Below are 10,097 nucleotides of genomic sequence, written 5' to 3'. Positions count from 1 at the left end.
ACTGGCGCACCGACCGCTATCTTCGCCGGCTCGAGGCGATGATGCTCGTCGCCGACAAAGAGGTCGGCCTCGTGCTCACTGGCACCGGCGACGTGCTGGAGCCGGAGATGACCGATGACGGTAGCGTCATGGCGATCGGGTCCGGCGGCAACTACGCTCTCGCCGCCGGGCGAGCCTTGTTGCCGAGCGCGATGGACGGCGAGGCGATCGTTCGCCGGTCGCTGGCGATCGCCGCCGAAATCTGCGTCTATACCAACGGCAACGTCATCGTCGAAAGCGTCGGATCATGATTTCGGATCGGGCGCTTGGTATCGCCGTCGAGCGCGCCGTCGTGACGGCGGAGCAGGCTGAGGCGCTGCACGGGATCGAGCGCGAGATCGCGACCCTTTCCGTGCAGCCGGCGCCTGCGGACGCCTTTCCCCGTGAACAGGCGGATGACGAGGCGCTACGATTCATCAGCGGCTTCGCCGACATCTTCGTCACGATCGGCATCGCGCTGTTCATCGGCGCTTTGTTCTACATCATGGATGAACAGGCCGGTTTGACGATGGCCTTCGCCGCCTCGGCCGGCGCGGCTTGGCTGCTCGCAGAGTTTTTCACGCGCCGGCGGCGTCAGGCGCTGCCCAGCATCGTGCTTCTCATCGTGTTCGTCGTCGGCGCGTTCGAGGTTCTGGCCTACACATTCGCCATCCTGTTACCGGCCAGCGTCAATTCGATCTCCGACAATGTCTGGATGCTGCCGACGACCAACGGCGCCGCCCTGATCCTCGCGGGCCTCGGCACCATGGGCTTCGCAGCCCTGCATTATTATCGCTTCCGCGTGCCGATCACGATCGCCGCCGGCATGGCGGCGTTCGGCATCGTGGCGCTCGGCGTCGTCGTCAGCATCACGCCGGATCTGTCGCGACCGGTGTTCAACGGCCTGGTGCTGGTGTGCGGCCTGCTCACGTTTGCCTTGGCGATGTATTTCGATCTCTCGGACCCGTCGCGTGCAACGCGGCGGACGGACATTGCGTTCTGGCTGCATCTGCTCGCGGCGCCGCTCATCGTCCATACGCTGATCCGCGGCTTTCTCCACGGCCTCGATGGCGATCCGACGACGACAGGCGCGATCGGCGTGCTCGCGGTGTTTCTTCTCATCGGGATCGTCGCCGTCATCATCGACCGGCGCGCGATCCTGGTCTCGGGTCTTCTCTACGCCGGGATCGCCTTTGGCGCCTTGATCAAGACGCTCGGCTTCAGCGGCTCCAGCCTGCTGATTCCCGTGGTGCTGCTGACGCTTGGCGGGTTCATCCTGTTGCTGAGTGCGGGCTGGCATCCGTTGCGCCGGACGCTTCTCGGGCTTCTTCCTCCCGCGCTTGCGCGAAAACTCCCCCACCCTCTGGTTGCATCCGCCTCATGAGTGATTTTTCGCCGCGCGAAATCGTTTCCGAACTCGATCGCTTCATCGTCGGCCAGAAGGATGCCAAGCGCGCCGTCGCCATCGCGCTGCGCAATCGCTGGCGCCGCCTCAAGCTCGAGGGTGCGATGCGCGAAGAGGTGCTGCCCAAAAACATCCTGATGATCGGACCGACCGGCTGCGGCAAGACCGAGATTTCGCGCCGGCTTGCCAAGCTGGCCAACGCGCCGTTTCTCAAGGTCGAGGCCACCAAGTTTACCGAGGTCGGCTATGTCGGCCGCGACGTCGAGCAGATCATTCGCGATCTCCTCGAGACCGCGATTACGATGGTGAAAGACTCCAAGCGCAAGGGGTTGCGCGCGCGCGCCGAGCAGGCGGCGGAAGAGCGGTTGCTGAACGCGCTCGTCGGGGCGACCGCCTCGCCGGCGACGCGCGACAGCTTCCGCAAAAAGCTCCGCGCCAGCGAACTCGACGACAAGGAAGTCGAGATCGAGTTCGCGCAGGCCGGCGGCGGGATGCCGATGTTCGAGCTGCCCAATATGCCGGGCGCCGCTATGGGTGCCATCAACATCGGCGACATCTTTGGCAAGGGCCGCCCGGCCAAGCCGCGGCGGCTTCTTGTCAGCGAGGCGCATGCACCGTTGCTTGCCGAAGAGAGCGACAAATTGATGGACCAGGACCAGATCGTGCAGGAGGCGATCCACGAGGTCGAGAACAACGGCATCGTGTTTTTGGACGAGATCGACAAGATCTGCGTGCGCGAAGGCCGCGGCGGTGGGGCCGACGTCTCCCGCGAAGGCGTGCAGCGCGATCTGCTGCCGCTGATCGAAGGCACGACGGTCAACACCAAGCATGGCGCGGTGAAAACCGACCATATTCTCTTTATCGCGTCCGGCGCCTTTCACGTCGCCAAGCCCTCCGACCTCCTGCCTGAGCTGCAGGGCCGCCTGCCGATCCGCGTCGAACTGCTGCCGCTCGACGAGGATGACTTTCGCCGCATCCTCACCGAGACGGAGGCAAGCCTCCTCAAGCAGTATGTCGCCTTGTTGAAGACCGAAGGTGTCGATCTCGCGTTTACGGCCGACGCGGTCCATGCGCTCGCCAAAGTCGCGGTGCAGGTCAATTCCAGCGTCGAGAACATCGGCGCGCGACGGCTGCAGACGGTGATGGAGCGCGTGCTTGACGAGGTCAGCTTCACCGCTTCGGACCGGGGCGGCGAAACGATTGTGATCGATGGCGCGTTCGTCGAGAAGAACATCGGCGACCTCGCCAGGAACGCGGATCTGAGCCGATATATTTTGTGACTGCCTTTTGCTAGGGTCTTCGAACATGAGGGGATGTTGATGGCCTTGATTGTGGATACCCTGAGATTTTCGAAGCTTCTTCAAGACAAAGGGCACTTTTCCGCTGCCCAGGCCGATACGCTGGCTAAAACTATCGGCACCGTTGGGACCGAGACCCTCGCGACGAAAACGGACATCGCCGACATGAAGGTTGAGATTGCAGCCGTAAAGACCGAGTTGCTGAAATGGATCGTTGGCGCGCTGGGTCTTCAAACCTTGGTGATCGTCGGTGTCGTCCTAACCATTGCGTGGTCGATGGCAAAATAGAACATTTGCTCTTCTTAGATCGCGTTTGCAGCGTCTGTAAGGACGCCTGCTTCGGTGTAAGGCAAAGTACGCTGCGTGCGCGACAACCCAAAGCGAGTCATAATCGATGGAATACAAACGTCTCGGCAAGACCGGTCTCGAAGTCTCGCGTCTCTGCCTCGGCTGCATGAGCTATGGCGTCTCGGATCAGGGGACGCATGAGTGGACGCTCGGCGAAGATCAAAGCCGGCCTTTCATCAAGAGGGCACTTGAGCTCGGCATCAATTTCTTCGATACCGCCAACGTCTATTCCGCCGGCACCAGCGAAGAGATCGTCGGCCGCGCCTTGAAGGATTTTGCCAAGCGCGACGAGATCGTGCTCGCCACCAAGGTGCACGGCCGGATGCGGCCGGGTGCGAACGGCGGCGGCCTGTCGCGCAAGGCGATCATGAGCGAGATCGATCATAGTCTGCGCCGCCTCGGCACCGATTACGTCGATCTCTACCAGATCCATCGTTGGGATTACGACTCGCCGATCGAGGAGACGCTGGAAGCGCTCCACGACGTGGTAAAGGCCGGCAAGGCGCGCTACATCGGTGCTTCGTCGATGTACGCCTGGCAGTTCACAAAAGCGCTCTACACGGCCGATGCCAACGGCTGGACGCGGTTTGCCACGATGCAGGATTACGTCAATCTGCTCTATCGCGAAGAAGAGCGCGAGATGCTGCCGCTGTGCAAGGCCGAGGGGATCGGCGTGATCCCCTGGAGCCCGATGGCGCGCGGTCGCCTGACGCGCGACTGGGACGAAACCAGTAACCGTTTGGAGACGGACCAGTTCGGCAAGACACTTTATGCCAAGACGGAAGAGGCGGACCGCAAGATCGTCGAGAAGGTCGGCGAGATCGCCAAGGCCCGGGGTGTGCCGCGGGCGCAGATCGCGCTCGCCTGGGTTTTGAGCAAGCCCGAGATCACGGCGCCGATCGTCGGCGCGACCAAGCCGCATCACCTCGACGACGCCGTCGCCGCCCTGTCGCTGAAGCTGACGAGCGAAGAAGTCGAATCGCTCGAATCGCTCTACGTGCCGCACGCGACAACCGGCTTCAGCTGAGCGTCGGCCAGCGCAATCAAGAGGAGTTCGCGGTGACGAACGCGTCCAGAACCGCAATCATCATCGGTGCCTCACGCGGTCTCGGCCTGGGATTGGCCGAGGCTTACCTCGATCTCGGCTGGCGCGTCATCGCGACGCGACGCAACGCGTCCAACGGTGCCCTTGATGCTCTGAAGCAGAAGCACGGCGCGCGTCTCGACCTCGCGGATCTGGACGTCACCGATGACGCAGGCATCGCGGCACTGCGTCAACGGCTTGCTTCTGAAACGCTCGACCTCCTCTTCGTTTCGGCGGGCATCAACATCGATTCCAAGCTGCCCGTCAGCGCCGTATCCCTCGCGACCTTCACGGCCGTGATGACGACGAATGCGCTGGCGCCCATGCGGATCATTGAGGCCTTCGTCGACCTTGTGCCCGCGCGCGGCGTGATTGCCGCGATGACGTCGGGCCTCGGTAGCGTGGCGGCGAACACCACCGGTGGCTACGAGGTCTATCGCGCCAGCAAGGCGGCCCTCAACACGCTTCTGCGCAGTTTTTCCGCGCGCAATCCGCGACGCGCCATCGTGGCGATGCACCCGGGCTGGGTCCGGACCGACATGGGGGGCGCCGGCGCGGCGATCAGTATCGATCGAAGCGTCGAGGGCATGGTCAACGTTTTGGCTGCTCAGTTGGGCAAACCGGGCTGCGTCTTTCTGGACTATCAGGGCAAGACGCTACCCTGGTAAAGCGCCCGCCGGTCAGATGCCTTGTCAAGCGCCGGTCCACGCGGGATAAGCGCTCCTTCCTTCCGACCTGAGGCCGCCTTGAAGCGATGACAGATTTTCCGCAGCGCGTGTTTTCCGGCGTCCAGCCGACCGGCAACCTCCATCTCGGCAACTATCTCGGGGCGATCACCAAGTTCGTCGACCTGCAGAAGACCCACGAGTGTCTGTTCTGTGTGGTCGATCTGCATGCGATCACGGTGCCGCAGGATCCCGTCGCGCTGAAGTCCAGCATCCGCGAGGTTACAGCGGCGTTCATTGCCTCGGGCATCGATCCCGTGAAGCACATCGTGTTCAATCAAAGCCAGGTCTCGGTTCACGCCGAGTTGGCCTGGGTGCTGAATTGCGTGGCGCGCATCGGCTGGATGAACCGTATGACGCAGTTCAAGGAAAAAGCCGGCAAGGACAGGGAGGCCGCTTCCATCGGGCTCTACGCCTATCCGGTGCTGATGGCCGCGGACATTCTGGCCTATCGCGCGACCCACGTTCCGGTCGGTGAGGACCAGAAGCAGCATCTTGAGCTGGCGCGCGACATCGCGCAGAAGTTCAATACCGATTTCGCGGCGTCGATCGCCGCCAATGGTCTGGGCGAGGTGTTTTTTCCGCAGCCGGAGCCGCTGATCCAGGGGCCGGCGACGCGCGTCATGAGCCTGCGCGATGGGTCGAAGAAGATGTCGAAATCCGATCCGTCAGACAATTCACGGATCAATCTCGCCGACGATGCCGATGCGATCGCGTCGAAAATCCGCAAGGCCAAGACGGATCCCGAACCGTTGCCGTCGGAGTTGGCAGGCCTCGCGGGGCGGCCGGAGGCGGACAATCTCGTCGGCATCTTCGCCGCGCTCAAGGGTGAGACCAAGCAGCAGGTGCTTGCCACCTACGGCAACGCCAATTTCTCGACGTTCAAGGGAGCGCTTGTCGATCTGGCGGTCGCGTCGCTTGGCCCCATCGGGGCCGAGATGCAGCGGCTGGTTGCGGATCCCGCCCATATCGATGCCATTCTTTGTGATGGAGCCGAGCGCGCGAGAGCGATTGCGCAGCCGACGCTCGATCACGTGAAGGATATTTTGGGCTTCGTTCGCCAGACATCACTTTGAAACAAGCATATTGTTTCTTATAAGTCACAGCGGTTGCGTTTCGGATCAATCAGAGGATCGGAGCGTCTTGCAGCTGGAACCGAGGGGCGCGGGCTTGGTTGCCCGCGCGAAGCCTAACCTGACCTTGGCCTTTCACGAGGAATATAAATCATGATGAAATTCTCGACCCTCATCGGAGCTGCCGCGACTTTGGCATTGGCTTCGGCCGGCTTCGTTCCCGCGCAGGCCGCCGAGGGGCCCTTCTCCAACTTCTCCGGTGTCTGGTCCGGCACCGGCACCGTGACCGTAAAGAACGGCACCAAGGAGCGGCTCCGCTGCAAGGCGCATTACGAAGTGTCCGGCGGTGGCGAATCCATGGCGCAGAACCTGACCTGCGCCAGCGACAGCTACACGTTCAACGTGGTGGCCAACGTCAAGGCTGCGGGCAGTGCGATCAGCGGTAACTGGCAGGAGACGTCGCGCGGTGCGAATGGCGAGATCACCGGCCATATCGACCCCAGGCAGATTTCAGCCACCGTCGAAGGCGTCGGCTTCACCGCAGGCATCGCCATCGCAGCGCGCGGTGGCAAACAGTCGGTCAACATCCGCCCGACCGGCACCGACATCACCGACGTCTCGGTGACGATGTCCAAGAGCTGATACGCGTTCAGCGCAATAAAAGCCCTCGGTCGCCAAAGCGGCCGAGGGCTTTTTTGTGAGCAGCATCAGATCTTGGAGCGGCTGCTCCCGAACAGCCCGCGAAGATACATCGCGGTGGGGCGCAGGATCAGCAGGTCGGCGGTGAGCGCCGCCATCATCGCGAAGGCGCTGAGCCAGCCGAACAGGCGCAGCATCGGCAGGTTGGAGAAGGCCGTCACCGCGAGACCGCAGGCCAAAACCACCGACGTCAAGATCAGCGCCGGGCCGACCAGGATGGTCGCCCGTTCCACCGAGAGGCCGGGGCTTTCGCCCGGGCGCTCCTCCAATCGAAGTCGATTGAGGAAGTGGATGGTGGCGCTCAAGCCAAGCCCGAAGGAGACGGTCAGCGCCACCACACTGGCGAATTGCAGCCCTTCGCCCATGAAGTAGAGCAGGGTGCCCGAGGCGACGATCGGAAAGATCCCCGGCAGGATCGACAGCAGCATCACCACCCAAGAGCGGAAGGCGAGGCCGATGAAGGCGGCAACGAAGACGATCTCGATCGTCAGGCCGCGGCTCAGGCGCTCGATCATCGAGGCGCTGTTGCGCGCGGCGATCACCGCGAGCCCGGTCACCGCGATGCCGTAGGTCTTATGCTCGGCGCGTACGGCGTCGAGGCGCTTGTCTAGCTCATCGACCGTCGGGAGCAGCCGGCTGGCGTCGATGTCGGGAATGCGGCCGGAGACGAGGACCGCGCGCTGATCTTCCGAGATATAGCGGCGCACCAGCGGCTTCGGCAGGAAGCCGACATATTGCTTCAGGGTGTCGACATCGTTCTTGCCCAGCTTCTGCGCCAGCCAGTCGCGAAGCGTCTGCAGCGAGAATACGTTGCCGACGCCGGGCTGCGTCGCGACCGTCTGCTGCACCGCGGCGATGGTCGCCAGCGTCGTCGGCGAATAGAGGTCCTCGCCCTGCGGGATCTCGATCAGGATGTCGACCGGATTGGCGCCGGTCAGCTTCTTGTCGAGGCTGCCGTTGGCCGTCACCGCCTGCTCGTTGTTCGGCACCTGGTCGGCGAGCCGGTAGCGCGGCTGCAGGTTCAGGTAGATGCCCGACAGGATAATCACGACGATCAGGCCGATGAGGCTGTAGAGGCCGGGATGGCTGACCATCCGTTCCGCGATCCAGCGGCAGAAATTACGCAAAACGTTGATGCCGCCATCGGCCGTCGGCGCCGAGGCCGCGAGCTTCGCTTCGCCGCGCACCAGGAGGACGGCGAGCAGGGGAAGCAGCACCAGCACGGTGACGAGGGCGATCGCGGTGGTGATCAGCCCGGCCTCGCCAAAGGTCCGGATGAGATCGGAGTCCGAGAACAGCAGCGCCACAAAGGACACCATGGCGGTCGCGTGGGTGAGCACGCAGGCCGGCCCGACGACGGCGAGCGCACCCTTGATGGCGTTGGGCTTGCTCGCGCCGCCGATGAGCCGATCGCGGATGGCGAAGGTCAGCTGCATCGAGTCGGAGAAGCTGATCACCATGATCAGCGGCGTCATCACGTTGAGAAAGATGTTGAGGCGGAAGTCGAGCCAGCCCAGCGTCCCGATCGCCAGCAGGATGGCAACGAGCGGCGGCGCGGCGGCGACGAGCATGAACGAGATGCGGCGGAAGAAAAGAATGGCGATGAGGCAGCCGGCAATGAAGCCGATGGCGTTATAGATGACCCGGTCGCGCTCGACGGAATCGTGGATCTCGAGCTGCATCACCGGGACGCCGGCGAGTTGCGCCTTGAGGTTGGTGCCCTCAAGATCCTTGGTCATCGTGTCGCGGATCTCTTTGACGATCGCGCCCGAATGCTGGCTCGAGGCGACGTCCGGCTTGAGCGCCAGAACGATGAGCGCGAGCTGGCCGTCGGCCGACAGCAGCTTCCCCTGGATCAAGTCGTTCGAGCGGACCTTGGCGACAAGGTCCTGATAGGCTTGGCCTTCAGGGAGCGGATCCGGGAACAGCGGCGGCGGGATCTGTCCGTTCTCCGGCGGCTGGCGTGCCGAGAACAAGGAGATGATGCCGCGCGTGCCGTCCACCAGCTGCAGGTCGGTGACGAGGTCGCGGACCTTTTCCAGCGCGTCGCGTTCGAGCAGCTGGCTGCCCTGGATGACGACGAGAACGTCATATTCGCTCGACGGGAAGTCGCGTGTCACAGCCTCGTACTGATGGAATTGCGGCGTGTTCGAGCGAAACAGCTGGCTCAGAGAGTCATCGACCTTGAGACGCTGCAGCCCGAAGACGGCACCGATGCCGAGAATGACGAAGACGATCGCAAGTAGGTACGGCACCCGGAGGGACACGAGACCAAGGCGCTCGATGCCGAACGCCAGTCTCGGAAGACCACGATCCGGCGTCCCCATGCCCGACTCCGATGTCTCCACGTCACGTTCGACCGTCATGAGTCTGCCTTCCGGATAAGCAAGAGTGCTACTTAGCGCTTAATGGCTTCGTGTTACAGGCTAATTACCGTAACGGCGAGTACGCTTCGGCTAGATAGGATCGATTTTCATATGTGCCAGGGCGGCAACAGACTCTATTAACCGGGCCCGGTTCGGAATTGCGCCGCAAAGCCGCCATCAACCATCGGTTAACCATGGCCGTCTTTTGCTCGAATGCAACGGCTTGCAATAAGCCTCTAGCAAGGTTGACAGAACCTTCGCTTAACCATCGCACGCTACCACAGGCGCAACGTTTATCGGTTCGGAGGACAGGGCCATGAGCCTTTATCATTATGCTGGGCACCTGAAATTCGCGGCGCTTCTCTGCGCGGCCCTGACGATCGGCGCCTGCGCCAAGACGCCGGGTGAAGAAGGCCTCGCCGGCATGGGTGCTGGCGGCGGCTATGGCCATGGCTCGGCCGTGCCCGGCAGCCCTGAGGACTTTGCCCAGAACGTCGGCGACCGCGTGTTCTTCGAAAGCGACCAGACCGACCTGACGTCCAAGGGCCAAGCCACGCTCGACAACCAGGCGCGCTGGCTGCAGCAGTACAATCGCGGTTCGATCACCGTCGAAGGCCACGCCGACGAGCGCGGCACCCGTGAATACAACTTCGCTCTCGGTGCCCGCCGTGCGGAATCGACGAAAGAATACCTCGTCGCCCGCGGCATTCCGGCGAGCCGCATCCGCACCATCAGCTACGGCAAGGAGCGCCCCGTCGCCACCTGCAACGACATCTCCTGCTGGTCGCAGAACCGCCGCGCGGTCACTGTCATCGGCGGCGGCCAGTCGTAAACTGTAACGCTGTCCCCCTCCACCACGTCCTGGTTCGCAGGGGAGGATCCTCCTCCGTGGAGCGGAGGGGGACAGCCGGGGGCGTGGGCTGTTGCCGGCCGGCACATAAAATCGCGCTCTGACGTCACATTTTCGCGTCACTCTGCGTCACGCGTCACTGACCTGCGCGGCTCGGGGTCGCATGGCGTGACGATGAGCATGACGCGGGGCTAGGGCAAGACCCGGTGCCCGGCTGAATTTTCGCATCTG

The 10,097-nt window shown here is 63.1% G+C and carries 9 protein-coding genes and 1 pseudogene; 9 read left to right on the top strand and 1 reads right to left on the bottom strand.

The window, feature by feature from the left end; all coding sequences use genetic code 11:
* The 8 genes and pseudogenes from GSQ79_RS14105 to GSQ79_RS14070 all read left to right on the top strand — a co-directional run.
* Positions 1-290 (top strand): annotated as a pseudogene (locus GSQ79_RS14105) (HslU--HslV peptidase proteolytic subunit); the annotation flags it as partial.
* A complete protein-coding gene (locus GSQ79_RS14100) occupies positions 287-1,402 on the top strand; it encodes a hypothetical protein (protein ID WP_246725327.1) in 1,116 nt (371 codons plus the stop codon). The pseudogene GSQ79_RS14105 and the gene GSQ79_RS14100, both read left to right, overlap by 4 nt.
* Positions 1,399-2,703 carry an ATP-dependent protease ATPase subunit HslU gene (hslU, locus tag GSQ79_RS14095; RefSeq protein ID WP_158809331.1) on the top strand — a complete coding sequence of 435 codons (1,305 nt, stop codon included), beginning with the start codon at positions 1,399-1,401 and terminating at the stop codon, positions 2,701-2,703. The genes GSQ79_RS14100 and hslU overlap by 4 nt, the downstream gene beginning before the upstream one ends.
* A 39-nt stretch (positions 2,704-2,742) precedes the next feature.
* Positions 2,743-3,009 carry a CCDC90 family protein gene (locus GSQ79_RS14090; RefSeq protein ID WP_246725326.1) on the top strand — a complete coding sequence of 89 codons (267 nt, stop codon included), beginning with the start codon at positions 2,743-2,745 and terminating at the stop codon, positions 3,007-3,009.
* A 106-nt stretch (positions 3,010-3,115) separates the two neighbouring features.
* On the top strand, positions 3,116-4,096 hold the full coding sequence (locus GSQ79_RS14085; RefSeq protein ID WP_158809330.1) for an aldo/keto reductase: 981 nt from the start codon (positions 3,116-3,118) through the stop codon (positions 4,094-4,096).
* Positions 4,097-4,128: 32 nt separating this feature from the next.
* Entirely contained in the window at positions 4,129-4,821 is a 693-nt protein-coding gene (locus GSQ79_RS14080; RefSeq protein WP_158809329.1) for an SDR family NAD(P)-dependent oxidoreductase, read from the top strand.
* Between the two features lie 86 nt (positions 4,822-4,907).
* Entirely contained in the window at positions 4,908-5,954 is a 1,047-nt protein-coding gene (gene trpS / locus GSQ79_RS14075) for a tryptophan--tRNA ligase (RefSeq protein WP_158809328.1), read from the top strand.
* A gap of 150 nt (positions 5,955-6,104) precedes the next feature.
* Positions 6,105-6,593 (top strand): hypothetical protein, encoded by a 489-nt coding sequence (locus GSQ79_RS14070; RefSeq protein WP_158809327.1) that lies wholly within the window; start codon positions 6,105-6,107, stop codon positions 6,591-6,593.
* 65 nt (positions 6,594-6,658) lie between these two features.
* On the opposite strand, the gene GSQ79_RS14065 is transcribed toward GSQ79_RS14070, so the two are convergent.
* Positions 6,659-8,977 carry an RND family transporter gene (locus GSQ79_RS14065; RefSeq protein WP_158809337.1) on the bottom strand — a complete coding sequence of 773 codons (2,319 nt, stop codon included), beginning with the start codon at positions 8,975-8,977 and terminating at the stop codon, positions 6,659-6,661.
* 355 nt (positions 8,978-9,332) lie between these two features.
* On the opposite strand from GSQ79_RS14065, the gene pal reads away from it, so the two are divergent.
* On the top strand, positions 9,333-9,848 hold the full coding sequence (pal, locus tag GSQ79_RS14060; protein ID WP_158809326.1) for a peptidoglycan-associated lipoprotein Pal: 516 nt from the start codon (positions 9,333-9,335) through the stop codon (positions 9,846-9,848).
* Positions 9,849-10,097 lie beyond the last annotated feature (249 nt).

The sequence above is a fragment of the Beijerinckia sp. L45 genome (assembly GCF_009765775.1).
GTDB lineage: Bacteria > Pseudomonadota > Alphaproteobacteria > Rhizobiales > Beijerinckiaceae > RH-AL1.
Note: the sequence above shows the minus strand (reverse complement) of the source record. Positions and strands in the feature narration are given on the sequence as shown.

What these genes read in the sequence shown, in the direction of transcription:
- GSQ79_RS14070 (WP_158809327.1), top strand. Translation starts at nt 6,105, where the DNA reads ATGATGAAATTCTCGACCCTCATCGGAGCTGCCGCGACTTTGGCATTG.
- hslU (WP_158809331.1), top strand. Translation starts at nt 1,399, where the DNA reads ATGAGTGATTTTTCGCCGCGCGAAATCGTTTCCGAACTCGATCGCTTC.
- GSQ79_RS14100 (WP_246725327.1), top strand. Translation starts at nt 287, where the DNA reads ATGATTTCGGATCGGGCGCTTGGTATCGCCGTCGAGCGCGCCGTCGTG.
- trpS (WP_158809328.1), top strand. Translation starts at nt 4,908, where the DNA reads ATGACAGATTTTCCGCAGCGCGTGTTTTCCGGCGTCCAGCCGACCGGC.
- GSQ79_RS14065 (WP_158809337.1), bottom strand. Translation starts at nt 8,977, where the DNA reads ATGGGGACGCCGGATCGTGGTCTTCCGAGACTGGCGTTCGGCATCGAG.
- pal (WP_158809326.1), top strand. Translation starts at nt 9,333, where the DNA reads ATGAGCCTTTATCATTATGCTGGGCACCTGAAATTCGCGGCGCTTCTC.
- GSQ79_RS14085 (WP_158809330.1), top strand. Translation starts at nt 3,116, where the DNA reads ATGGAATACAAACGTCTCGGCAAGACCGGTCTCGAAGTCTCGCGTCTC.
- GSQ79_RS14090 (WP_246725326.1), top strand. Translation starts at nt 2,743, where the DNA reads ATGGCCTTGATTGTGGATACCCTGAGATTTTCGAAGCTTCTTCAAGAC.